The organism is Levilactobacillus namurensis DSM 19117, assembly GCF_001434785.1.
GTDB lineage: Bacteria > Bacillota > Bacilli > Lactobacillales > Lactobacillaceae > Levilactobacillus > Levilactobacillus namurensis.
The window spans coordinates 76,922-101,198 of the sequence record NZ_AZDT01000006.1 but is presented as its reverse complement, the minus strand read 5'-3'; the positions used below and the strand labels follow the sequence as shown (position 1 = coordinate 101,198).

Annotated in this window: 22 protein-coding genes; all 22 read right to left on the bottom strand. The window is 51.6% G+C overall.

From position 1 onward, the window contains the following. Positions 1-32 precede the first annotated feature (32 nt). On the bottom strand, positions 33-182 hold the full coding sequence (locus FD30_RS01260; RefSeq protein ID WP_024746180.1) for a teichoic acid D-Ala incorporation-associated protein DltX: 150 nt from the start codon (positions 180-182) through the stop codon (positions 33-35). Between the two features lie 301 nt (positions 183-483). After that, a complete protein-coding gene (gene dnaJ / locus FD30_RS01255; RefSeq protein ID WP_024746179.1) occupies positions 484-1,629 on the bottom strand; it encodes a molecular chaperone DnaJ in 1,146 nt (381 codons plus the stop codon). Positions 1,630-1,745: 116 nt separating this feature from the next. Then, positions 1,746-3,623 carry a molecular chaperone DnaK gene (gene dnaK / locus FD30_RS01250; RefSeq protein WP_056943569.1) on the bottom strand — a complete coding sequence of 626 codons (1,878 nt, stop codon included), beginning with the start codon at positions 3,621-3,623 and terminating at the stop codon, positions 1,746-1,748. Between the two features lie 37 nt (positions 3,624-3,660). Next, entirely contained in the window at positions 3,661-4,263 is a 603-nt protein-coding gene (gene grpE / locus FD30_RS01245; protein ID WP_371862343.1) for a nucleotide exchange factor GrpE, read from the bottom strand. An 18-nt stretch (positions 4,264-4,281) separates the two neighbouring features. Beyond that, on the bottom strand, positions 4,282-5,319 hold the full coding sequence (hrcA, locus tag FD30_RS01240) for a heat-inducible transcriptional repressor HrcA (protein WP_034544747.1): 1,038 nt from the start codon (positions 5,317-5,319) through the stop codon (positions 4,282-4,284). A 243-nt stretch (positions 5,320-5,562) separates the two neighbouring features. Beyond that, on the bottom strand, positions 5,563-6,516 hold the full coding sequence (gene ribF / locus FD30_RS01235; protein WP_056943567.1) for a riboflavin biosynthesis protein RibF: 954 nt from the start codon (positions 6,514-6,516) through the stop codon (positions 5,563-5,565). A 22-nt stretch (positions 6,517-6,538) separates the two neighbouring features. Continuing rightward, the gene (gene truB, locus FD30_RS01230) at positions 6,539-7,450 is read right to left on the bottom strand and encodes a tRNA pseudouridine(55) synthase TruB (protein WP_056943566.1); all 912 of its coding nucleotides are present in this window, start codon (positions 7,448-7,450) and stop codon (positions 6,539-6,541) included. Positions 7,451-7,522: 72 nt separating this feature from the next. Further along, entirely contained in the window at positions 7,523-7,876 is a 354-nt protein-coding gene (rbfA, locus tag FD30_RS01225; protein ID WP_056943565.1) for a 30S ribosome-binding factor RbfA, read from the bottom strand. A 21-nt stretch (positions 7,877-7,897) separates the two neighbouring features. Continuing rightward, positions 7,898-10,246 carry a translation initiation factor IF-2 gene (gene infB / locus FD30_RS01220; RefSeq protein ID WP_056943564.1) on the bottom strand — a complete coding sequence of 783 codons (2,349 nt, stop codon included), beginning with the start codon at positions 10,244-10,246 and terminating at the stop codon, positions 7,898-7,900. Positions 10,247-10,292: 46 nt separating this feature from the next. Continuing rightward, positions 10,293-10,598 carry a L7Ae/L30e/S12e/Gadd45 family ribosomal protein gene (locus tag FD30_RS01215; protein WP_056943563.1) on the bottom strand — a complete coding sequence of 102 codons (306 nt, stop codon included), beginning with the start codon at positions 10,596-10,598 and terminating at the stop codon, positions 10,293-10,295. Next, entirely contained in the window at positions 10,591-10,887 is a 297-nt protein-coding gene (gene rnpM / locus FD30_RS01210; RefSeq protein ID WP_056943562.1) for an RNase P modulator RnpM, read from the bottom strand. The genes FD30_RS01215 and rnpM overlap by 8 nt, the downstream gene beginning before the upstream one ends. Before the next feature lie 27 nt (positions 10,888-10,914). Then, positions 10,915-12,165 carry a transcription termination factor NusA gene (gene nusA, locus FD30_RS01205; protein ID WP_056943561.1) on the bottom strand — a complete coding sequence of 417 codons (1,251 nt, stop codon included), beginning with the start codon at positions 12,163-12,165 and terminating at the stop codon, positions 10,915-10,917. Between the two features lie 21 nt (positions 12,166-12,186). Then, positions 12,187-12,660, bottom strand: coding sequence for a ribosome maturation factor RimP (gene rimP, locus FD30_RS01200; protein WP_056943560.1), 474 nt, complete (start codon positions 12,658-12,660; stop codon positions 12,187-12,189). 128 nt (positions 12,661-12,788) lie between these two features. Further along, positions 12,789-13,061 (bottom strand): hypothetical protein, encoded by a 273-nt coding sequence (locus tag FD30_RS01195; protein ID WP_056943559.1) that lies wholly within the window; start codon positions 13,059-13,061, stop codon positions 12,789-12,791. Between the two features lie 217 nt (positions 13,062-13,278). Continuing rightward, positions 13,279-17,613, bottom strand: coding sequence for a PolC-type DNA polymerase III (locus FD30_RS01190; RefSeq protein WP_082604762.1), 4,335 nt, complete (start codon positions 17,611-17,613; stop codon positions 13,279-13,281). 74 nt (positions 17,614-17,687) lie between these two features. After that, positions 17,688-19,400, bottom strand: a complete 1,713-nt coding sequence (locus tag FD30_RS01185) for a proline--tRNA ligase (RefSeq protein ID WP_056943558.1) — start codon at positions 19,398-19,400, stop codon at positions 17,688-17,690. A gap of 31 nt (positions 19,401-19,431) precedes the next feature. Continuing rightward, on the bottom strand, positions 19,432-20,709 hold the full coding sequence (gene rseP / locus FD30_RS01180) for an RIP metalloprotease RseP (protein ID WP_056943557.1): 1,278 nt from the start codon (positions 20,707-20,709) through the stop codon (positions 19,432-19,434). An 88-nt stretch (positions 20,710-20,797) separates the two neighbouring features. Then, positions 20,798-21,586: a phosphatidate cytidylyltransferase gene (locus tag FD30_RS01175; RefSeq protein ID WP_024746163.1), complete on the bottom strand. Its 789-nt coding sequence runs from the start codon at positions 21,584-21,586 to the stop codon at positions 20,798-20,800. A gap of 26 nt (positions 21,587-21,612) precedes the next feature. Beyond that, positions 21,613-22,392, bottom strand: a complete 780-nt coding sequence (locus tag FD30_RS01170) for an isoprenyl transferase (protein ID WP_186810757.1) — start codon at positions 22,390-22,392, stop codon at positions 21,613-21,615. A gap of 101 nt (positions 22,393-22,493) precedes the next feature. Next, positions 22,494-22,916, bottom strand: coding sequence for a hypothetical protein (locus tag FD30_RS01165; RefSeq protein ID WP_056943555.1), 423 nt, complete (start codon positions 22,914-22,916; stop codon positions 22,494-22,496). Positions 22,917-22,944: 28 nt separating this feature from the next. After that, complete coding sequence (gene frr / locus FD30_RS01160; RefSeq protein WP_034544743.1) at positions 22,945-23,502, bottom strand: ribosome recycling factor; 558 nt, start codon at positions 23,500-23,502, stop codon at positions 22,945-22,947. Positions 23,503-23,507: 5 nt separating this feature from the next. Continuing rightward, positions 23,508-24,233 (bottom strand): UMP kinase, encoded by a 726-nt coding sequence (pyrH, locus tag FD30_RS01155; protein WP_024746159.1) that lies wholly within the window; start codon positions 24,231-24,233, stop codon positions 23,508-23,510. Positions 24,234-24,277 lie beyond the last annotated feature (44 nt).

The following is a 24,277-nucleotide window of genomic DNA, read 5'->3' as shown; positions in this document are numbered from 1 at the left end:
CCCAAAGAATAACCGTCCTTACGGTACTCCGCTTAAAACTCATTGTAAATAAATGTCGTGCTGTTTAGGCCACTATAGCCATATAAATAAACTAACGCCATTAAAATCGCAAAGTAGAATATCGTCCAGCCAATAAAGGCTATCACTGGCTGATGCCAAATCGCCAGCCACTTTGTGCGCATGAGTTTCACCCCCAACTTTTTGTCGACCGATGTGTTGCATCCCCGTAGTCGATAGTCGTTCATGAACAGTTTTGGTGCTCCCGGACACCCCCTTAAAACCGTCCCATTTACCTGCTGTTTCCGGTAAATGTTTATAGTTTGAGATTATCATTGCGAAAACCAGATTGCAAACAACACCCCCTAACCTTAACGCTTTCTTTTCATTTTTTGACCGCGTTTAGTTAGTTGAGTGGCCCAAAAAAGGCTACTGAAAACTTTCAGTAGCCTTGAAGGGTTTAATCACAGACACTTGTGGCCGTAATTAGTTGTCATTAAATTTATCACGCATCTTGTCGAACAAATTACCTTTGCCCGTGCCAGATACGCTTTCGCCACTAGCCTTCGCGAAGTCTCGCAGCGCATCACGTTGCCCCTTATTCAGGTTCTTCGGCGTAACGACCTTAACCGTGACGTGTTCATCACCGTTACCGTTCCCCCGCAGGCGCGGCGCACCCTTGCCACGTAAGCGGAAAGTTGTGCCCCCTTGGGTTCCAGCTGGCACCTTCAGCTTCACGTCACCATGCACCGTCTTGACCGTGACCTCATCACCCATTGCCGCTTGAACAAAGGAGATGGGTTGGTCAAAGAAGATTTCAGTGCCGTCTCGCCGGAAGTCCTTGCTAGGTTGAACTTGGAAGATGATAAAGAGGTCACCATAACCCCCGCCGTTTTGACCGGCTTCACCTTGGCCCTGCAAGCGCATCTGTTGTCCGTCATCGACCCCAGCTGGGATCGTAACTTCAACTTCATGCCGTTGTTCCTCGTGGCCAGAACCACCACAAGTTGGGCACTTTTCCTTGATCTCTTGTCCTGTACCGTGGCAGACCGGGCAAGGTTGTTGGCTCTGCATCCGGCCCAGTGGCGTATTGGTGACCGTCGTCACGTAACCCGAGCCACCACACCGCTGACAGGTCACTGGTGAGGTCCCCGGCTTCGCACCGTTACCACCACACGTGTGGCATTGCGCTTCCCGGGTGTAAGTGATCTTGGTCTTCTTACCAAAGATGGCTTCTTCGAACTTCAACGTCATCTGGTACTGTAAGTCCCGTCCAGGTCGGGGCGCATTCGGGTTGCGTTGGCCACCCCCGCCAAAGAACTGGTTGAAGATGTCGTCAAAACCGCCGCCACCGCTAAAGCCGCCGAAGCCGCCAGCTTGGCCGCCACCAAAGCCGCCAAAACCACCTTGAGCGCCGTCAGCTGAACCGTATTGGTCATAGTTTTGCCGCTTATCTTTGTCGCCTAAAACGTCATAGGCGTCCTGAACTTCCTTGAATTTTTCCGCGGCGTCAGGTGCCTTATTGAGGTCCGGATGATACTTCTTGGATAACTTCCGGTAGGCCTTTTTGATTTCGTCTTGACTGGCGTCCTTAGACACTCCTAGGACACCGTATAAGTCCTTTTGCGCCATGGTTTTCCTCCCAATCTAAAAGCTACTTGTTAGAATAGCACACCTCGAAACAAAAAGCCAAAGCCCCGCGGACTCTGGCTTTTTGCCCTTACTTATTTAAAAGTTCGGCAGTCAGCTTACTTGTTATCGTCATCGTGAACTTCGTGGAAGTCACCATCAACGGTATCGTCACCCTTGCCACCGTTGTCACTGGTTCCTTGAGCACCGCCTTGGGCACCGGCACCAGCCGCACCATTAGCGCCGCCTTGGGCGTTTTGGGCTTGTTGGTATAGCTTGACAGACAAGTCTTGGATAATCTTGGTCAAATCATCCTTCTTGGTCTTCATGTCGTCGAGGTTGTTCGCTTCTTGGGCCTTCTTCAACGCATCACGCGCATCTTCAGCCTTCTTGATTTCGTCATCAGAAACCTTGCCCTTAACTTCCTTCAGCGTCTTATCCGTCTGGAACAAGAGTTGGTCGACTTCGTTCTTGGTGTCGACTTCTTCCTTACGCTTCTTGTCGGCTGCTTCGTTTTCCTTAGCTGCCTTCATCATCTTTTCGATTTCGTCATCGGACAGGCCATCAGAACTCTTGATGGTGATCTTTTGTTCCTTGTTCGTGCCCATATCCTTAGCGGAAACGTTAACGATCCCGTTCTTATCGATATCGAACGTTACTTGGATTTGAGGGACACCACGAGGAGCAGCTGGAATGTCCGTCAGCTGGAAGTTCCCCAACGTCTTGTTGTCCGCAGCCATTGGCCGTTCACCTTGTAAGACGTGGATGTCAACGGCTGGTTGGTTATCCGCAGCCGTAGAGAAGACTTGGGACTTGCTGGTTGGAATCGTCGTGTTCCGATCGATCAGCTTCGTGAAGACACCACCCATGGTTTCAATCCCCAAGGATAATGGCGTAACATCCAACAGCACAACATCCTTAACGTCACCGGTGATGACCCCACCTTGAACGGCGGCACCTAAAGCAACGGCTTCATCAGGGTTGATGGAGTGGCTTGGTTCCTTACCCGTCCAGTTCTTAACTGCTTCTTGAACGGCTGGAATCCGAGTTGACCCACCGTTTAAGATGACCACGTCAATGTCACTGGCTTGTAAGTCCGCATCCTTCAACGCATTTTGAACAGGGATCCGGGTCTTGTCAACCAAGTCTGCCGTTAATTCGTTGAACTTAGCCCGTGACAAGCTCTTTTCCAAGTGCAATGGGCCGTTTTCACCAGCCGAAATAAATGGCAAGCTGATTTGAGCTTCAGTGACCCCAGAGAGGTCCTTCTTAGCCTTTTCAGCGGCATCCTTTAACCGTTGCAAAGCCATCTTATCCTTGGACAAGTCCACACCGTTTTCATCCTTGAAACCGGCAATCAACCAGTCCATGATCTTTTGGTCGAAGTCATCCCCACCTAAGTGAGTATCCCCGTTAGTGGACAGAACATCGAAGACGCCGTCCCCTAAGTCCAGGATGGACACATCAAACGTCCCACCACCAAGGTCGTAAACCATGATCTTTTCGTCTTTATCTTGCTTATCCAAACCGTAAGCTAAAGCAGCCGCCGTCGGTTCGTTGATGATCCGTTCAACGTTCAGACCCGCAATCTTACCGGCATCCTTAGTGGCTTGCCGTTGGGCATCGTTGAAGTAAGCTGGGACCGTGATGACCGCCTTGTCGACCGTGTCACCAATGTAGTCTTCAGCAAACGACTTCAAGTGTTGCAGAATCATCGCGGAGATTTGTTCTGGCGTGTAGTCCTTGCCATCCACGGTAACCTTGTAGCCGGCTTCACCCATGTGGCTCTTGATTGATGAAATCGTGTTGGGGTTCGTGATTGCTTGCCGCTTGGCAACTTCACCAACTTGAGTTTCACCATCTTTAAACGCAACGACGGATGGCGTCGTCCGAGCGCCTTCCTTGTTCGCAATGATCTTGGGGGTACTACCTTCTAGAACGGCAACGGCTGAGTTGGTCGTCCCTAAATCAATCCCAATAATTTTATTGCTTGCCATCAAAAATTCCCTCTTTTTCGTTTATTTTTGAATTAAATTACTGTGCTACGACCACCATGGCTGGTCGTAAGACCCGGTCCTTGAGAAGGTAACCCTTCTGGAGAACCTGTGCCACAGTTTCTGCCGGTTGATCATCCGAGGCAGGAACGGTTTGAACAGCTTGGTGCTTAGTGGGATCGAACTTCTCACCCAACGCACCAATCTCGGTAATGTTGTTCCGCTTAAGGGCGTCTTGCAAATGATCATAGGTCATTTGGACCCCCTTCTTCAAACTCTGGGCAGCCTGGTCGTCAGCGTCGACGGCTAAGGCCCGTTCCAAGTTATCGATCACGGGTAACACATCCTTGGCTAACTGTTGACCATCGTACTTGATCAACGTTGCCTGCTCCTTTTCAAACCGGGTTTGCATATTTTGAATTTCGGCTTCGGCCCGCAAATACTTGTCTTCCATGTCTGCGGACTTTTGCTTCAAAGCAGCTAGAGCTTCGGCCGCTGGATCGGGCTTAGCTTGTGCTTGGTCTGTCGCTTGTTTAGCCGCATCTGCAGCCGCTGAAGTGCTGGTAGCTTGTTCCGTTACCGGCTCTTCAGTGGTTGCCGACCTTTGGCTTTCAGCAGATGTCGATTGTTCTTCAGCCACGATTGAACCCCTTCCTTTCTATTACTCGTCATAGTAACGATAATAATCGAGTAGTTTTTTGGCCAACTCTTCACGAAACGCCCCCACGATACCGATCATCCGCGAATAAGGCATCCGCGTCGGTCCTAAGATGGCAATCATCCCTTGACCGTGCTGATCGACGTCATAAGTCGCCGTGATTAAGCTATAATGCCGTAACGCATCATTGGTCATTTCGTTACCAATTTGAACGGAGATGTTATCCCGCGGTTGCCCCAAAACATCCGCAATATCGTCGGTCTTATCGATCAACGAATATAGCGACTTTAGGGAATCCACGTCACCATCTTCCGCGAAGTTCAGCAGGTTGAGTCGCCCACCGACGTAGAACCGCTCTTGCGCGGCCTTAGTCAACACGTTCCCGAAGATGTCCAGAAAGCCTTCTGGGCTCTGTAAGTAACTCGCAATTTTGACCGGAATATCGGTTTGGAGCTTCTTGAGAACCTCGGGTAACGTTAAGCCAACCAGTTGGTCATTGATCAACCGCACGACCGCCTCGAGTTGTTCTCCCGTGACCGTCTCGTTGACGTCAAACGTTTGGTTCTCCACGTCGCCACTATCCGTTACCAGAATCGCCATGACTTGCCGGCGACCTAGGGGAACTAACCGAAAGCCACTTAACCGACTATCCTTAAGCTCCGGCTTCAACGTAAACGCGGTGTAACTAGTCAAGTTCGAGAGAATCGTCGCAGACTGCGAAATAATCTCATCAATCTTGTGAAAGTCACCGCCCAACGCGGACTGAATCATGTTCAGGTCATTGGGCCGCAACGGGTCCGGCTTGACCAAGTGGTCGACGTAATACCGGTAACCTTCCACTGATGGAATCCGCCCAGACGACGAATGCGTCTTGCGAATCAATCCCTGTTCCTCGAGCGCCGCCATCTCGTTACGAATGGTCGCTGAGCTAACGTGGATGGGTAACTGCTTAGCTAGTGCCTTGGATCCCACTGGAACACCACTGTTAGTGAAATCACGGACAACGGCTCGCAGAATCATCATCTGTCTTTCTGACAGCATCACAATCACCCCTTTTTTAGCACTCAAAGTTATTAAGTGCTAAGACACATATATAATGTAGCAAAACACCGTTTTTAAGTCAAGAAATCTGGCAAGAATTTTAGCAATCTCTTTGGTTAAGTGCTAATTTTTTTGCCAAGAGGCCCAGTTTACCACTTCTCACCACCAGTGCCAATGAAGTTTCCAAACGAACCTCCAAACCCAAATAGGACGCGAACTCACGGTTCGCGTCCTATTGGTTACTTATTCATGAGCAGCTAACGCGGTAAAGTACGCCCGGGTCGCCACCTCATCTTTTTTCAATTGTTCCACTAACGCATCCGCACCAGTGAACTTGACCTCGCCGCGCAACCGGTGATGCCATTCCACTTCAACGGGTTCGCCGTATAGGTTGCCATGGAAGTCCAAGAGGTTCATCTCGACAGTAATCGGCCGGTCATCCCCAAACGTCACGTTGCGGCCCACTGAAACCATTCCTGGGTACCAGATTGCGCCGACCTTTAACCGGGCCGTATAGATGCCAATCCCCGGTTGCCACTCATTCGTGGGTGTCAAAACGTTGGCCGTCGGGAATCCAATCGTGCGGCCCCGGGCTTCCCCGTGGACCACCACCCCCGTGGTTCGGTAAGTGTATCCCAACAGGTCGTTGACCGTATCGATCTGGCCCGCCTTCATGGCCTGGCGAATACGCGTCGAACTGATCTTATCCTGCGTTGCCGTCTCCTCAGGAACGGTTTCGACCTGAAACCGCCCTTGAGCGTATTCAGGCAACCGCGCCATAGTCGCAATATCTTTGGGCCCATAGGTGTGGTCAAATCCTGCAACTGCCGTCGTCGTGTGAAAGGCCACCAGGTAGTGGTCCACAAACTCTTGCGGCGTCTGGGCCGCAAATTCGCCCGTGTAGTTGACCAAGAAGACCCGATCAACGCCTAAGCGTTCCAATTGACGTAACTTCCGCTCCGGCGTACTCAGGTACTTCTGGTCATCGGCCGTCAAAGGTCGGTAAACCAAGGCAGGATGATGATCATACGTCAGTACCGCTAGTTTGACGCCCTGAACCCGCGCCAATGCCTTGGCCCGCTTGATCACAGCCTGATGCCCGCGGTGGACGCCATCAAAGAAGCCCATGGCCAAAACGACCGGGTCCTCGGGCAACTGTCGTGCATCCAGCGGGTGGTGTATTCGAATAACTTCCATCGTGATAGCTTCTCCTTACCTGTTAATTAACAGCAAACATTTTTAGTGGCTTATACGCGTGTTTGGCCGCCGTCCATTGATAGAGGCACTTGATCTCGCCTGCATAGCGGAAGGCCAACACCGGAGCCGTTTGTCCCGGCAACTCCTCAGGAGTCAAGAAGACGCCGTTTCTCACTAGCCCCCACAGCCGCTCCGAAAGCTCAACTTGAGGATACCCTGCCAGCGCGTAGTCAATGGGCCGTAAGACCTGGTCTAGGGTGTCGGCTGCCATCGCCGCGCTGACCGCTTCCAAGGTCACCGCTTGATCTAACGTGAATCCGCCACTCTTTAAACGCGTCAAAGACGCCATAACGGCGGGAACTCCCAACTGACGACCTAGGTCAACAGCCAGCGTCCGCACATAGGTGCCCTTAGAACACTTAATCTTAAAGTCGATGGTCTGGGTCCCCGCTGCGGCATCAAAGGTTCCCGCACCGTCAAGGTCAAACGCGTCGACCGTCACCGTCCGGGTTGGCCGTTCTACGGTCTCGCCCGCCCGCGCATATTCATACAGTCGCCGCCCGCGGACCTTCACGGCCGAATACATGGGGGGCGTCTGTTGGATCTCTCCCGTCAACGTGGCTGCGGCCGCTTGAATCGCCGCAGCCGTGAAGGGTTGACTCAGGGTTTGGCGGCTTACCTCGTCACCATCTAGGTCTTCCGTAGTCGTGGCGAACCCTAAGGTCACCTGGCCCTGGTAAACCTTTCCGGACGCCATCAGATAGGGCACCACTTTAGTGGCCGTTCCGATACAAATCGGTAAGACCCCATCGACATTAGGGTCCAAGGTCCCGCTATGGCCCACCTTCTTGGTATGCAGGATGTGCCGCAGCTTCGCAATACAGTCGAAGCTGGTCATCCCACGGGGCTTATACAGGGGAATAATTCCGTTCATGTGCATTCCTCCATTAATCAAAAGGACGCTGTCCCCCAACGGGTCAGCGTCCTTAATCTCTCAACGACCAGACTACTTGTCTTGGTGATGAAGATCATTTAACAGTTCATCGATCCGGCTACCGTATTGGACAGACTTGTCACGTTCAAAGAACAGCTCAGGGGTCTTATAGATGCTTAACCGCGAACCTAATTCGGAACGAATCAGTCCGGTGGCCTTCTTTAAGCCCTCTGCCGTCTTCTCACCTGATGACGCCTTGTCCGACAAGATACTGTAGTAAATCGTGGCTTCTTGTAAGTCACCGGTAACTTCCACACCCGTAACGGTAACACCCTCGACGCGAGGATCCCGTACCCGTTTTAACAGGATATCCGTGACCTCACGCTGGATCTCTTGTTCTAAGCGACCAACCCGATATTGTGCCATTTTACGTTGTGCCTCCGTTCTTTACTTAACAGGAACTTCCTTCATGACGTACGCTTCAATCACATCGTCAACCTTGATGTCATTGTAGTTTTCAATCGTCAATCCCAGTTCGTATCCTTGCTTAACTTCCTTCACGTCGTCCTTGAAGCGCTTCAAGCTACCCAGCTTACCTTCGTAGATGACCACGCCATCCCGAATTAACCGAACATCAGCGTCAGAGGTAACCTTACCATCTGTGACCATCCCACCGACGATCGTACCGACCTTGGAAGCATGGTAAATCTGCCGTACTTCTACTTGACCGATAACTTGTTCTTCGTAGGTTGGTTCCAGCATCCCCTTCATCGCCGCTTCGATTTCATCGATGGCGTTGTAGATGACGTTGTGAAGACGAATGTCGACCTTATCGCTATCCGCTTGAGACCGCGCTTGTGGCGTTGGGCGAACGTTGAACCCGATAATGATGGCATCGGAGGCTTCCGCCAACGTGACATCACTTTCGTTAATGGCACCGACGGCTGAGTGAATAATGTTGACCCGCACACCGGCAACGTCAATCTTCTTCAGGCTCCCCGCTAGGGCTTCAACGGATCCTTGAACGTCCGCCTTGATGATGACGTCAACTTCCTTCATTTCGCCTTCCTTAAGGGAGTCGAACAGGTTGTCCAACGTCACGTGACTGGTATTCTGGCGTTCCTTGACCAAGGCTTCCTTGGCCCGTTCTTCACCAGCTGCCCGGGCCGTCTTTTCGTCGTCAAAGACCACGAACCGGTCCCCGGCTTCCGGCACATCGTTCAACCCCGTGATTTCCACGGGCGTTGACGGTACCGCTGCCTTGATGGCAGAACCACGTTCGTTGGTCATGGTCCGCACCCGACCAAAGGTGTTCCCCACAACGATTGGGTCGCCGACGTGTAAGGTCCCCGTCTGAACCAGTAAGGTCGCCACGGACCCTTTTCCTTGGTCCAACCGTGCTTCAATCACAGAACCGGCCCCATTTTGATCTGGGTTAGCCTTTAATTCCATGACTTCCGCTTGGAGCAGGATCATGTCCAGCAGTTCATCAATGTTCTTCCCGAACTTCGCTGAGATGTTCACGAAGATGGTGTCGCCACCCCAGTCTTCAGGAATCAATTCATATTCCGTTAACTGTTCCATCACGTGGTTCGGGTTAGCGCCTGGCTTATCGATCTTGTTGACCGCCACAATAATTGGCGTCCCCGCAGCCTTCGCATGGTGAATGGCTTCAATCGTTTGAGGCATCACACCATCATCCGCTGCCACGACCAAGATAGTAATGTCGGTGATTTCCGCACCACGGGCCCGCATTTCGGTGAAGGCCGCGTGTCCTGGCGTATCCAAGAAGGTGATCAACTTATCATTGTAGTGCACTTGGTAAGCCCCGATAGCTTGCGTGATCCCCCCGGCTTCACCCGCCGTAATGTGGGAGTGCCGCAAGTGGTCCAGCAGCGTGGTCTTCCCGTGGTCAACGTGACCCATGATCGTAACTACGGGTGCCCGGGTAACTTGGTGCTTCTTGTTGGCCATTTCTTCATCGAAGGCCTTGTCGATATCTGAAACATCGACTTGTACCTTTTCTTGGGCCTGAATCCCATAATCAGAAGCCAGGATTTCAATCGTATCCTTATCCAGGGATTGGTTTTGGTTGACCATAACCCCCAGCATGAAGAGCTTCTTCACGATTTCAGCTGAAGAACGGTGTAAGAGCTTCGCCAAGTCTTGAGCGTTCATTCCGTCCGTATATTGCAAGACTTCTGGTAACGCCTTGTTCTTCCGTTCAGGAGCACCCTTGTGTTGGTTCACATCTTTAATCCGTTGGTTCTTCTTGTAACGGTTATTATTATTGCGTCGCCGGTTGTTGCGGTTATTGCGGTTATTCCGCCCACCGCGGCTATTCCCGCCACGACGACCATTATTATTGTTTGTATTATTATTCAAGCTTCCACCAAATCTGCCGGTGCCGGAATTACGCGTCCCATGTTGCGTTCCGGTCTGGCCATTATTTTTATTATGTTGCGTGTGTTGCTGGGAATTCTTCGACTGGTGCGTGGCATTAGTCGAAGAAGAATGGTTGGTCGACTGCGACGACTTAGCGGTCGCCTTATTCGTCGCCTGACCGTGTTGGGACGAGTGGTTAGTCGGTCGCTGCGTTGCTGATGTAACCGGCTTTTTAGCTGACTGTCCCGCTGCGGGCTTCTTAAAAGCCGCCCGCAATTGACGTTCTTCGTTCTCGCCGAGCGTTGACATATGATTTTTCACCGGAAAGCCCTTTTCCTCAGCTTTCGCGATTAATTGTTTACTGGAGACGTTGATTTCTTTAGCAAGTTCGTAAAGTCGCTTTTTCCCCATATCTTCACTCTCCTTAAAATCACATCGATCACGAGAACGTCAGGGTCTAGTCAGCAAGTAATTGTTGGAGTTTCCGGACGAATCCCGGATCGGTGATGGCAATGACCGTGCGCGCCGACCCAATGGCCGTGCTCAGTTGGTCTTTCGTAAATGTTTCATATAGTGGTACCTGGTAACTGGCCGTTTTATCACGGAACTGCTTTTGACTGCTAGCCCCGGTATCGTTAGCCATTAAAACTAACTTAGCTGAGCCGTCACGCACCGCTGCCAGGACAAAGGATTCACCGGTGACCAGTTTTCCTGCCCGCCGGATCAATCCTAAAAGTTGTAAGGCACGTTGCGAATTAGTCATGATCAAATAATTCTCGCCGGGCCTGTTGATGATCCACGTAAGCAATCAAGTCGTCGTAAAACTGTTCGTCGAGCTTGACTCCAAAAACGTGGTCAAAGGTCCGTTCTTTCTTGGCGCGTTGAGCTACCGCAACGTCTAACGAAATATAAGCGCCCCGTCCGGACTTTTTACCCGTCGGATCAACACTCACTTCTTGGTCTTGGTTCCGGACGATCCGGACTAATTGTTTCTTCGGTGCCATTTCTCCCGTAACGATGTCTTTTCGCATCGGGACCTTACGTTGTCTCATGACGTGAAACCCTCCTTTGCCAGCAGCTTATTCGGCTGATGGGGCGTCGTGTTCGTCATCTTCCGTCGCATCGGACGCTGGGGCGTCGTCAACCGGTGTTGCATCATCGGTCGTCGCGTCAGCAGCGTCTGAAGGTTCTTCGGTCGTTGACTCGGATGCCGTTGCTTCAGCCGGAGCCGTTTCGTCCGTGGCATCTTCTTCAGGTGCGTCCTCAGTTTCGGCCTGATCTGCTTCCATTATAGCAGAAGCTTCAGATTCTGATTTAATATCAATCTTATAACCGGTTAACTTTGCGGCTAATCGTGCGTTTTGCCCCCGCTTACCAATCGCTAAGGATAGCTGGTAGTCCGGAACCACAACTTCGCACGCCCGTTCATTATTCGGGTCAAAGATGACATCCAACACTTCCGCCGGGTTCAGGGCGTTGGCGATAAACTTCGCTTCATCGTCCGTCCATTCCACGATATCCATGTTTTCGCCACCCAGTTCATTCACGATCGTTTGAACCCGTTGGCCCCGTGGTCCCACACTGGTCCCCACAGGATCGATATCCGGATTATTCGACCGAACCGCAACCTTGGCCCGGTCGCCGGCTTCCCGTGCAATCGCCATGATTTCCACGGTTCCATCGTAAATTTCTGGAACTTCTTGTTCAAACAGCCGCTTCAACAGGTCAGCCGCCGTCCGACTAACAAAGACTTGTGGTCCCTTAGTCGCGTTTTCGACCCGCGTCACGTAGACCTTGATCTTATCATGAATCCGGTAAGTCTCGTTAGGCATCTGGTCTTGACGACCCATGACGGCTTCGACCTTCCCTAAGTTCACGTAAACGAACCGGGTGTCTTGGCGTTCCACTTCTCCCGTGACGATTTCGTTTTCGTATTGGCTGTATTGGTCATAGATAATGTTCCGTTCAGCTTCGCGAACCCGTTGCATGATTACCTGCTTGGCCGTTTGGGCAGCAATCCGACCGAAGTTCTTAGGGGTAACTTCAAACTTGATGTCATCCCCTAATTCGTATCCCTTGTTAATGGCCAAGGCTTCATCCAAGCCGACTTCCAGCCGGGAATCGTAAACTTGATCCACGACCTTCTTCACGGCAAAGACGTGAATATCGCCCTTCCGCGCATCGAAGTTGACCTCAACGTTTTGCGCTTGGTCGTAATTACGCTTGTAAGCTGAAACCAACGCCGCTTCTAAGGCTTCGATGACCACTTCTTTTTTGATGCCCTTTTCCGTCTCGAGGACGTCTAAGGCACCCAGTAATTCTTTACTCATACTGTCTTTCGCTCCTTAAATTTAGAACTTGATGGCTAACCGTGCCTGGGCAATCCCCGCACGTGGAATCGTTAAGGTCTTGATGCGCCCTTTCAGGTTCACCTTCAAGTCCAGCGATTCATCGGTCAACTTCAACAAGGTGCCTTCATAGACCTTGCTGGCGCCAATCTTCTGGTACAACGACACGTGGATGTATTCACCCACGGCCTTTTCAAAGTCTTCTGGCTTCTTCAACGGCCGTTCGGCGCCCGGTGAAGAAACTTCTAAGAAGTACGCTTGTGGAATGGGATCTGGATCGAGAGCGTCGAGCTTTTCCGACAACTCATCACTCACAGTAGCACATTCTTCAATGTTGATGCCACCCGGCTTATCAATATAAACCCGAAGGTACCAGCTCTTACCCTCTTTAACGAATTCCACATCGACCAGGTCGAACTGGTGCTGGGCCATGATTGGTTGAACTAAATCCGTTACGGTCTCGACGACTGTACTCAACGACTATCCGCCTCCTATATTTTTCCATTAAAAAGAGTGAGCAATAACTGCTCACTCATTTAAAAAACGAGTTTAACTACATTCTTAACTTTACTACAGATACCCCGCGATTGCAACTCTTGAGGCGGTTACTCACAGGTTGCCAAGAGAATTAAGAACCCTGAAATCGTTACAAATTCAAATACCAAGAAGTTTAATTGACTCAATTCCATCCGCCGTAACCCAATCACCTTAAAAATCGTCAGGATAAACGCAATTGTAAAATACGTCACAACTAAAGCCAAAAACGGCGTAGCCACAACGCTAGTCAACAGCCCACACAAAACATACCCCAACGCAATCAGGCAGTAGCCCGTGAAAAAGATCCAACCATCGGGTAATTTAGTGAATTGCCGTAACATGGTGATCACCTACTTTCGTGATTGTCGAGTCGTACTAAGCTTGGAATTCCTCAACTCCAGTATACCATCAATCGCTCCTTTTGTAAGCGTTTCCGATACTTTAAATCCGGCTAATTAAGGGATTGGCCAAACCCGAACCTACCAAAAAAGCCTCAGCTGGCAAACACGCTCAGCTGAGGCCCTAACGCTACCAACGAACTCCCGGTAACGCCATTTTTTACATCATATCATCAAACAAACTTAGTTGGTTTTCGTCTGGTAAGCCGGTCAACACGCCGTTTTCAGTCATGAAGTCGATCAGCGTCTTCGAAACCTTTCCTCGCTTGGCCAGATCTTCCTTGGAGATGAAGGGCCGGTCGTTACGGGCAGCCACGATTTGCTTCGCCACGTTCAACCCCAATCCAGGAGCGGCTCGGAATGGCGCAATCAAGGTCTTGCCTTCAATGATCCAATCCGCAGCATCCGACTTCTCCAGATCAATCATCTTAAACTCGTAACCGCGTTCTAGCATTTCGTTCGCTAACTCCAAGACCGTCAACAGGTTCTTGTCCTTAGCAGACGCGTCCATCCCCTGGTCGTTGATGGCTTTCATCGCTGCTTTGACCGCCGTCTTACCTTGCGACATAGCGACCACGTCAAAGTCATCGGCCCGCACGGAGAAGTACGCCGCGTAGTAGATGATGGGGAAGTAGACCTTAAAGTAAGCGACCCGCAACGCCATCAAGACGTAAGCCGCCGCATGGGCCCGGGGGAACATGTACTTGATCTTCAGACACGAATCGATATACCACTCGGGAACGTCGGTTTCACGCATCTTCTCTTGCCACTCGTCCTTGATGCCCCGACCGTGACGCACCTGCTCCATGATCTGGAAGGACGTTTCTGAATCCAACCCGTAGTTGATCAAGTCGGTCATGATGTTATCCCGACAACCAATAACGTTAGCAATCGTCGCCGTACCGTTCTTGATCAGCTCATCGGCGTTACCTAGCCACACGTCAGTCCCGTGGGACAACCCAGAAATTTGTAGGAGCTGTGAGTAGTTCTGCGGGTGAGTCTGTTCCAGCATCCCCCGCACGAACCGCGTTCCAAATTCAGGAACGCCCAGCGTCCCCGTCTTCGATTGGATCTGTTCCGGCGTCACACCTAACGAATCCGTCCCGGAGAACAGCCCCATGACACCCGGGTCATCCATCGGAATAGTCGTTGGATCGACCCCGGACAGATCTTGCAGCATCCGAATCATGGTCGGGTCATCATGCCCCAGAATATCAATCTTCAAGATGTTGTCATGAATCGAATGGAAATCAAAGTGGGTGGTTTGCCAAGCCGCGTTCTGGTCATCCGCCGGGTACTGGATCGGCGTAAAGTCGTAGATGTCCATGTAGTCCGGCACAACGATGATCCCCGCGGGGTGTTGCCCGGTGGTCCGCTTGACCCCGGTCGCGCCCTTGGCTAGCCGGTCTACTTCGGCCCCCCGGAAGGTCTGCTCAGTATCCCGTTCGTAGGCCTTCACGTACCCGTACGCCGTCTTGTCGGCCACCGTGCCGATGGTTCCGGCCCGGTACACGTTCTTCTCACCGAACAAGACCTTGGTGTAGTTATGGGCAATCGGTTGGTAATCCCCGGAGAAGTTCAGATCGATATCGGGGACCTTGTTTCCCTTGAATCCTAAGAAGGTTTCGAAGGGGATGTTATGCCCGTCGCCGATCATCAAGGTCCCACACTTAGGACACTTCTTTTCCGGTAAATCGTACCCTGAACTGTACTCCCCTTTGGTGTAGAAGTGCGAGTACTGGCAGTTCGGGCAACGATAGTGCGGTGGGAGTGGGTTCACTTCGGTGATTCCCGTGAGCGTCGCGACCACACTGGACCCGACGGACCCCCGGGACCCAACCAAGTACCCGTCCTTGTTCGACTTGGCTACCAGCCGTTGGGCGATCAAATAAATCACGGAGAACCCGTTCCCAATAATGGACTTCAGTTCCCGGTCGACCCGGTGCTGAACCAATTCCGGTAACGGATCTCCGTACCAAGCATGGGCCGTATTCATGGTCCGTTCCCGAATTTCGTCTTCAGCCCCCTCCATCCGCGGCGTGTACAGCTTATCCTTTAGCGGATGGATGTCGTCGATTTGGTCAGCAATCTTTTGGGTGTTGGTGACCACGATTTCGTGAGCCGTCTGATCATCCAAAAAGTCAAACTGCTTCAACATTTCATCGGTACTCAAGAACGGCACTGGTGGTAACTCTTGCCGGTTCAGTGGGTTGGCCCCACCTTGCGAATGAATCAGGATTTTGCGGTAAATGGCATCGACCGGATTCAGGTAATGTACGTCTCCAGTCGCCACCACGGGCTTATTCAAGTCATGACCCAGTTGAATCATGTTCTTCAAGATCTCGTATAAATGCTCTTTATCCGCAATCAATTTTGATTCCAATAGGGGTTGGTAAGCTTGGGGCGGTTGCACTTCCAAGTAGTCATAGTACTTCGCCTTAGCTGCCGCTTCAACCTGTCCTTTTTGCATCATCGCCGTGAAGACTTCACCCGAAGCACACGCCGAGCCGACTAATAAGCCCTCTCGGTAATGGTCTAAGACGCTCCGAGGCACCCGCGGAACCCGGTAGAAGTAGTCCACGTTCGACGCCGACACTAACTTGAAGAGGTTCTTCAGCCCCGCCTGAGTCTGCGCATAAATAATCGCGTGGTTCGGTCGGGCATGCTTATAGGCGTCGTTGTCCGTCATATGATCGTTCAATTGATCATGGAACTGAACATGGTAGCGCTCCTCCGCGTCCTTCAAGAACAGGTAGTTCAGATGACCGGTTGATTCCGCATCATAGACGGCCCGGTGATGGTGCTCCAAGCTCACGTGGAACCGTTTCGCCAACGTGTTCAGCCGGTAACTCTTCAACGTCGGGTAAAGCCAACGTGCCAACGTTAAGGTATCAATAATGGGATTACTGATTTCCGGCATCCCGTGACGCTGATACCCCGTGTTCATGAAGCCCACGTCGAACGTGACGTTATGCCCAACGATAATGGCGTCACCACAGAAGTCACGGAAAAGCTTAAAGACCTCTTCTTCGGTCTTCGATCCCGCCACCATATCATCCGTGATACTGGTCAGATTCGTGGTCTGTTCCGACAGCGGAAAGCCCGGATCGATGAACTCTTCGAATTGGTCGATCACGTTCTTATGTTGCATCTTGACCGCCGATAATTCGATCACTTTATCATAAATCGCCGATAGTCCCGTAGTTTCCACGTCAAAGACCACGTAAGTTGCGCCATCTAGGGGCACGTGAGCGCTGTTATACCCAATGGGCACCCCATCGTCCACCAAGTTGGCTTCGACCCCGTAGAGCATCTTAACGCCCGCCTTAGACGCCGCGTTAAACGCCGCTGGGAAGCCTTGGACGTCGGCGTGATCGGTAATACCAATCGCCGGCATTCCCCATTTCTTGGCTTGCCCCACAAAGTCTCCAATGGGATTGGTCGCATCCATCTGACTCATGGTGGTGTGTAAGTGTAATTCTACCCGTTTCTGATCAGCTGGCGCCGTATCCTGGCGGGAAGCGTGCTTAACTTCGTTGATGTCGTAGGCGTTCAATGCCAGGTCACGCATGAAGCTGTCTTCTTGGACACTCCCGCGTACCTTGACCCAGCTTCCCTCGGAAACGCCGGCAAATTGGGCTTCATCTTCGGCGCCACGGGAGAACTTTTTGACCACGATGGAAGACGTGTAGTCGGTGATCTTCAGGGTCAGTAATTGCCGACCGGACCGTAACTTCCGAATTTCCTTATCGAAAACGTAGCCTTCAACGATGACTGACCGTTCTTCTTGGGTAATATCGACCATTCGCATAACGGGTTGGTCCCCCTTGATGGTCTTCCCAATCTGCGTCGGTCCACTCGCGGCGACCGGCTCATCCGATTGCCGCTTCTGGTTAGCCTTAGCAATCGCCGCGGCCGCTTGCTTTGCCAGTTGCGCATCCGTCTTTTCTTGACGAGCTTTAAACTCATTGATCTTCGCCTGCGACTTGGATTCGTCGACCATGACCTGAATGTTGAACTTAGGGAAGCCCGCCTGTCGGTAGGTCGCCTCCAGCGGCCCCAATGCCTGATTCTGCAGGAAATCTTTGACCACTTCGTTCTGCGCGTACAGGAGAACCCGCCCGTCTGCATCCAGTTCGGGCACCTGCGATTGGGTCAGCTCCATGACCAGATTATTCGTTAGGCCACTATTCTTGACGACCCATTGCCAGTAATCCCCTAATAAGCGGTTGGTCAGCTCCGGCTCAGCGACGATCATGGTCGCCCCCACCGTCGCGATTTCGTGAAACGCGATTTGCAGGTGCTGATGGAAGTCCGCAAACAAGGTGAAGGGCAGAATCTGCGGAAATTGCAGATAAAAATGCCACCGGCGTGACTGGTCATGAACCGTCAGCTTGTTTAGCGTGGCCCCCTGAAAGGCTGGTTGATCCGCCATACTGGTCAAATCAAGCTGCTGTAAGAGTTTCTGAAATAAACTGTGCCGATCTTCGTCCACAAGGAAGCTCCTTTCCGTGACGTTACGCGTCGAAAAAAGGCCAGCAAGTCAAGCTGGCCTTCTCCCGCGAAACGCTAGTCAATATCTTTAAACAAAATTTCAATGGTGCTGGCGACCTCGTCTTTGATGACTTCGACCGTCTCACCGGTCTTACGAATCTTGATCTCGACGATGCCTTCACCGGCCTTTTTACCGACGGTGATCCGAGCAGGAATCCCCATCAAGTCGGAATCCGCAAACTTGACCCCTGGCCGTTCCTTCCGGTCATCGGTCAAGACCCGGTATCCCGCAACCGTCAGTTGCTTTTCCAGTTCAGCCGTCAGATCAGCTTGTTCCGCCTTCTTCAGGTTAACCGGAATCAAGTGAATGTCGAACGGCGCGATGTTCCGGGGCCAAACCAGCCCGTGTTCGTCCGCTTGTTGTTCCGCCACTGCGGACAGTAACCGGCTCACGCCGATACCGTAGCATCCCATGACCACGGGTTGTTGCCGCCCGTTCTCATCTAAGACCGTTGCACCCAAGGCATCTGAGTACCGCGTCCCCAACTTGAAGATGTGGCCAATTTCGATTCCCTTAGTAAACTTCAAGACGCCGGAGCCGTCCGGGGAGACATCCCCCGCCTGAACCGTCCGTAAGTCCGCGTAAGCATCGATCCGGAAGTCCCGGTCAATATTCGCGTTGATGTAGTGGTGGCCATCTTCATTGGCACCCACGGCCACGTTGACCATGTCACCCACGTATTGGTCCGCTAAGATCTTAACGTCTTCGCCGACGCCAACCGGGCCGAGGGATCCAAAGCTAGCACCCAGGTACTTTTCAGCATCTTCTGGCGTTGCAGGGTCCAAGAAGTCCGCATTCAAGTAATTCTTCAGCTTGGTTTCATTAACTTCGTGGTCGCCACGAACCAGAACCAAGACCGGTTGGTCCTTATCTGCCATGTAAAGCATGCTCTTGACTAGGTCAGCTGGTTGAACCTTTAAGAAGGCCGCCAAGTCCTCAATACTCTTCACCCCTGGAGTGGCAATCTTCTCCAGATCAGCTGGCGTCGCGTGCGACTTCTTACTGATAAAGAGACTCTTGGCCATTTCCAGGTTCGCCGCGTAGTCGGAAGAATCCGAGTAGACGATGGTGTCTTCACCCACTGGTGCGATGGCGGAAAATTCCTTGGAATCCTTACCACCCATGGCGCCACCATCCCCGACGATGGCCCGGTAGTTCAACCCGATCCGATCGAAGATGCGCTCGTAAGCCTCTTCCATCTGACCATAAATCCGGTCCAGATCAGCATCATCCAGGGAAAATGAGTAGGCATCCTTCATGATGAATTCACGACCCCGTAACAACCCATATCGTGGCCGGTCTTCATCACGGTACTTCGCCTGGATTTGGTACATCACGAGAGGCAACCGCTTGTAGGACTTTACGGCATCGCGAATCAACATGGTGTAAGTTTCTTCGTGCGTTGGTGCCAAGATAAAGTCACTGTCATGCCGGTTCTTGAACTTGAACAGGTTAGGGCCGTACGTTTCGTAACGACCGGAATCCCGCCACAAAGAGGCCGGTAAGACCGCCGGCATCAACGTTTCCACGGCGTCGATCTTGTCCATTTCTTCGCGAATGATGGTTTCGATGTTGGTCAAGACCCGAAAGGCCAGTGGGAGGTAGGCGTACATCCCCGCCGTCACCTGACGGATATAACCAGCCCGCAGCATCATTTGATGGCTGAGAGCCTCAGCATCATTCGGCACCTCTTTCAAGGTTGGAATGAGTAGTTTTGATTGCTTCATAGTCAAATATTCCCTTCTCGTAACGTCCTAATCATCGAATAAAGTAGCGTTCGATATCGTTCCAGGTTACCAACAACATCAAGACAACCAAAAAGGCCACCCCGACTAAGGTAATCCCCGCTTCCACGTTTTCCGAAAGTGGTTTACGGCGAACGGCTTCGATTAGGTTTAATAATATTTTACCACCATCCAAGGCTGGAATTGGCAGTAAATTCACAATTGCTAAGTTCAAAGACAGGAAGGCCAGGAAGTTCAGAATCCCGATCAACCCAAACTTGGCGGCCTCAGAAGTTGTGGCGAAAATAGCCACCGGCCCCCCCAGGTCGTTTAAGCTAAAGTGACCCGAAACCATGTGCCATAACGCACCAAACAGCGCTTTGGTCATGGTCCAAGTCTGTGTGAACCCGGACAGCAGAATCGTCCCCACACGCTTGTCTTGGGCCTGCGTGATGCCAATCATGCCGACCGTTTTTCCGTTAGAGGTTTCCCCCTTCGGCGTTAAGGTCAGGTGCTTTAGCGTCCCGTTGCGGTCAATGGTCACTTTGGTGGCCTTGTTAGCTCGGGGTTGAATAGCCTGACTCAGCGCTGTCCAATCCTTAGTCTTTTTTCCGTTGACGCTTAAAATCTTATCGTTATTCCGAATTCCCGCTTGCTTGGCGACCGAAACCGGGGTCGTAGACACCTGCACTTGGTTGGTGCCCATAGCGACACCGCCCTGAGCTACCGCCATCAACATAAACGTCACGATAGCCAACAAGATGTTGTTCATCGGTCCCGCAAAGTTGGTGACCAGACGCCGTCCCAGCGAAGCAGCTTGAAACTGAACGTCGCGTGGCGCAATTCGAAGCTCCGTCCCATCATTTTCAATAATCGTCGCGTCATGCGCCACGGGGTAGCGTTTAACGGCTGATTCGTCACCGTTCTCGTACCCTTCGATCCACAAATCATCTTCTAGATCCGTGGCCGTGACTTCTAACGGAATGCCGTTAAACAGTGTCGATTTTTTACTGGTATTGATCCGTTCCACCGTATCGTTAGCCCCGAGATACAGGCTAACCGGCGTCCCGGGCTTCAGCTCTTCTTCGTCATCTTCGGCGCCCGCCATCCGGACGTATCCGCCGACGGGGAGTAGCCGTAACGTGTAAGTTGTCCCGTCCTTCCCCCGGTGGTAGACCAGCTTAGGTCCCATACCGATGGAGAATTCCCGTACCAGGATCCCGCCACGCTTGGCAAAGTAAAAATGCCCAAACTCATGCACGATGACCAAGATACCAAAGACAATGATAAAGGTAATAATCGTTGTAATCACAGATGTCGTCCCTTCTTCAGTCCGTAGTCTTAATTGCTGCTTTTAAGCATACCTTAGCCCCCGCGCGGACGCAAGCGAACGTGTCACTCTAAATCAAACCAAAGAGATGAATCACGGGTAGAACTAACAGTAAACTATCAAACCGGTCTAAAATTCCCCCGTGACCCGGAAGAATCTTCCCAGAGTCCTTGACGCCGTAGTAGCGTTTCAAAGCGGATTCTACCAAATCCCCTAATTGACCTACGATGGAGAAGATCAACGTCAACCCCACCATCGTAATCAGACTGTAGTCCCCGGTCGGGAAGAAGTACCAGAAAATCGAAACCAGAATCGTTGCGACCAGGGTGCCCCCGATGGACCCTTCCCAAGTCTTATTAGGACTAATGTGCGGCGCTAATTTATGCCGCCCCAGCTTCCGGCCAATCATGTAGGCTCCAGAATCCGTCAGCCAGACAATGAACAGCGCGTACAATAAGGTGACCAAGCTCACGGCTCGGGCCGCCACGAAGAAGTGGAACCCGATTCCGATGTATAACATGCTCAGCGTAATCACCCCGGCGTCGTCAAAGGAGAACCGGTTGCGGGAGAAGACCGTCCGCACTAAGAGTAACAGGACGAACAAGTAAACCAAATACCACGACGTAAGATAGTGGGGTAAGTGGTTGAACCACGTCGTTGGCGCAATCACCACTAAGATCCCTAGTCCCGAAATGATGGCTTCCGGACTGATCAACAACTTCTTCCGCATGATCAAGACTTCCGATAACGCCACTAACCCTAATGCAAAGGCCGCAATATCGACCCAAACTCCGCCGGCAATAATAATGGGAATAAAAATAACTAACGCCACGATCGCCGTAATAACCCGTTGTTTCATCTTCCAAGCTCCTCAATATAAAGAATTTACTTATTGGTTAAGCCACCAAACCGCCGATGCCGTTGCTGGTAAGCGTAGATGGCCCGTTCTAACGTCGTCTGATCAAAGTCCGGCCAATGGTCCGCCATGAAGACAAACTCGCTGTAGGCGACCTGCCAAAGCATAAAGTTCGACAGTCGCTCTTCCCCACTGGTCCGAATCAACAGGTCAGGGTCTTGTAAGTCCCCCAAGTCACCCGTCATCAAGTGTTGACTGATCAAGGCTTCGTCAATGGCTTCCGGCGCTAAATCGCCCGCTTGAACGCGTTGGGCCAATTGCTGCATCGCCGTGACGATTTCGGCCCGGCCACCATAGTTCAAGGCGAAGTTCAAAACCATCCCCGTACAATCCTGAGTCGCCGTAATCGCATCCTGTACCGCTTGTTGCGTGGCTGCAGGAAGCTTATCCGTATACCCCATCACTTTGACGCGGATATTATTCTTCACTAGGTCCGGAACGAACGTGCTAAAGAAGTCGACCGGTAATTTCATGAGGTAATTGACTTCTGCTGTCGGCCGTTTCCAATTTTCCGTTGAGAACGCGTAGAGCGTCAACACCTTCACACCCAGCTGACTAGCCGCTTTGGCGACCGTCTTCACAGTGTTCATTCCCTGCTTATGGCCAGCGATTCGCGGTAAATGCCGCTGCTGCGCCCACCGGCCGTTGCCATCCATAATGATGGCGACGTGGGCGGGAATGTTGCTTTCATCAAGCTGTCGCTCGGCGACCTCGCCGGTTTGTTGATCCTTACTTAAAAATGAGAACACAGCGCACCTCCATTGCTCTTTACAACCTCTCATCTTAACAAAAAAAGGGCTAGGATACTATCCTAGCCCCAAAATTGTGCGAAATCTTTAGCTTTGTGCGATTATTCGATTAACCGCCATTCACCGCGTTTCGCATCCGTTAACGTGCCAAAATAGCTCAACAGGTTATTTGCGTCTTCGGCGCTAACTTGCCCCAACAGGTTCAAGCCCTCACCCGTTGGTAACGGATCGGATAAGTCGGTGATTTCGTTGCCGTTCTCAATCGTGGCCTTGGAGAACGCCACGATCCAGTCATCCCCAATCAATTGGGTGACCACGAAGAACAAGTTGAAATCATCACTGACAAAAGCTGGTTGGGCGTAGACACCGTCTTGGATTTCCTCCAATTCAGCACCGTTGTAGTTCAAGACCGAAACATTCTCGGCGTTGACCGGGTTGTTCAAACGAAAGACCATCTTCCCAAATTCTTTGGAACCGGGGGTGATTTCAATGTTTTCTGGTTCTTGTTGGTTATCTTCTGCCATAATCCAGCACTCTCCTTTTAGTCGGTAACTAGTCCGTCATAACTTCTTTTTCTTTATCCGCCGCAATGGCGTCGACACCCTTGATGGCCTTATCCGTTTCCTTTTGAACTTGGTCCTCTAAGTTATGGAGTTGGTCATCCGTGTAATCGCCATCCTTGTGGCCCTTCTTCAGGCTATCCATGGCTTCCCGTCGAACGTTCCGCACGGCAACCTTACCACTTTCAGCGGTGGCCTTAACTTGCTTAGCGATTTCCTTACGCCGTTCCTCGGTTAACTGTGGAATGACCAACCGAATAGCCGAACCGTCGTTGGAAGGCGTGATGCCGACATCGGATTCCAAGATTCCCCGTTCAATGTCATCTAAAGACGACTTATCGAACGGCGTGATCATCAGCACCCGGGGTTCAGGAATCGTGATGGATGCCACTTGGTTCAATGGCGTCTGGGTGCCATAGTATTCCACCATGACCCGGTTCAGGATGCTGGCGTTGGCCCGGCCGGCCCGAATCGTTCCCAGTTCCCGTTTCAAGGCTTCTTCGGCCTTTTTCATTTTACTTGATGCGGTTGTAATAATCTGATCTGCCATCTTAATTACCCCTTACTATAAACTGTGGTCCCAATGTTTTCTCCCTCGACAACTTTGCGAATATTACCGCTCTTATTCAGGTTGAACACCACTACGGGAATATCGTTGTCCATGGAGAATGAGCTAGCCGTGGTATCCATCACGTGCAAGCCCTTATTAATGATATCTAATTGCGTCAGCTTATCAAACTTGACCGCCGAAGGGTCCTTGTTTGGATCAGCTGAATAAATGCCATCAACCCCGTTTTTCGCCATTAAAATGGCGTCGGCGTTGATTTCGGCAGCCCGTAAAGCCGCCGTCGTATCCGTTGAGAAGTACGGACTCCCCGTACCACCCGCGAAGATGACGACCCGCTTCTTTTCCAAGTGCCGAATGGCCTTCCGCCGAATATAAGGTTCGGCAATTTGCCGCATCTCAATCGACGTTTGAACCCGCGTTGGCACCCCGATGGATTCCAGGTTGTCCTGCAGAGCCAAAGCATTCATAATGGTGGCCAGCATGCCGATATAGTCAGCTTGGGCCCGTTCCATTCCCATCTGAGAACCGGCGATTCCCCGCCACATGTTCCCACCGCCGACAACGATGGCAATCTGAATTCCAAGATTATAAACATCTCGAATTTCTTCCGCTACCGTCTTGATTACTGGCGGATTAATGCCAAACCCCTTGTCTCCGGCCAAAGCTTCGCCACTGAGCTTTAACATAATCCGTTGATACTTTACGTCCGCCATGCTGTTTCCTCCTATTATATTCTGAGAACAATTTTATCATATTC

Excerpts from the sequence above, each read along its gene's own strand:
- FD30_RS01260 (WP_024746180.1), bottom strand. The coding sequence starts at position 182 with ATGCGCACAAAGTGGCTGGCGATTTGGCATCAGCCAGTGATAGCCTTT.
- dnaJ (WP_024746179.1), bottom strand. The coding sequence starts at position 1,629 with ATGGCGCAAAAGGACTTATACGGTGTCCTAGGAGTGTCTAAGGACGCC.
- dnaK (WP_056943569.1), bottom strand. The coding sequence starts at position 3,623 with ATGGCAAGCAATAAAATTATTGGGATTGATTTAGGGACGACCAACTCA.
- hrcA (WP_034544747.1), bottom strand. The coding sequence starts at position 5,319 with ATGCTGTCAGAAAGACAGATGATGATTCTGCGAGCCGTTGTCCGTGAT.
- ribF (WP_056943567.1), bottom strand. The coding sequence starts at position 6,516 with ATGGAAGTTATTCGAATACACCACCCGCTGGATGCACGACAGTTGCCC.
- truB (WP_056943566.1), bottom strand. The coding sequence starts at position 7,450 with ATGAACGGAATTATTCCCCTGTATAAGCCCCGTGGGATGACCAGCTTC.
- rbfA (WP_056943565.1), bottom strand. The coding sequence starts at position 7,876 with ATGGCACAATATCGGGTTGGTCGCTTAGAACAAGAGATCCAGCGTGAG.
- infB (WP_056943564.1), bottom strand. The coding sequence starts at position 10,246 with ATGGGGAAAAAGCGACTTTACGAACTTGCTAAAGAAATCAACGTCTCC.
- FD30_RS01215 (WP_056943563.1), bottom strand. The coding sequence starts at position 10,598 with ATGACTAATTCGCAACGTGCCTTACAACTTTTAGGATTGATCCGGCGG.
- rnpM (WP_056943562.1), bottom strand. The coding sequence starts at position 10,887 with ATGAGACAACGTAAGGTCCCGATGCGAAAAGACATCGTTACGGGAGAA.
- nusA (WP_056943561.1), bottom strand. The coding sequence starts at position 12,165 with ATGAGTAAAGAATTACTGGGTGCCTTAGACGTCCTCGAGACGGAAAAG.
- FD30_RS01195 (WP_056943559.1), bottom strand. The coding sequence starts at position 13,061 with ATGTTACGGCAATTCACTAAATTACCCGATGGTTGGATCTTTTTCACG.
- FD30_RS01185 (WP_056943558.1), bottom strand. The coding sequence starts at position 19,400 with ATGAAGCAATCAAAACTACTCATTCCAACCTTGAAAGAGGTGCCGAAT.
- FD30_RS01175 (WP_024746163.1), bottom strand. The coding sequence starts at position 21,586 with ATGAAACAACGGGTTATTACGGCGATCGTGGCGTTAGTTATTTTTATT.
- FD30_RS01165 (WP_056943555.1), bottom strand. The coding sequence starts at position 22,916 with ATGGCAGAAGATAACCAACAAGAACCAGAAAACATTGAAATCACCCCC.
- frr (WP_034544743.1), bottom strand. The coding sequence starts at position 23,502 with ATGGCAGATCAGATTATTACAACCGCATCAAGTAAAATGAAAAAGGCC.
- pyrH (WP_024746159.1), bottom strand. The coding sequence starts at position 24,233 with ATGGCGGACGTAAAGTATCAACGGATTATGTTAAAGCTCAGTGGCGAA.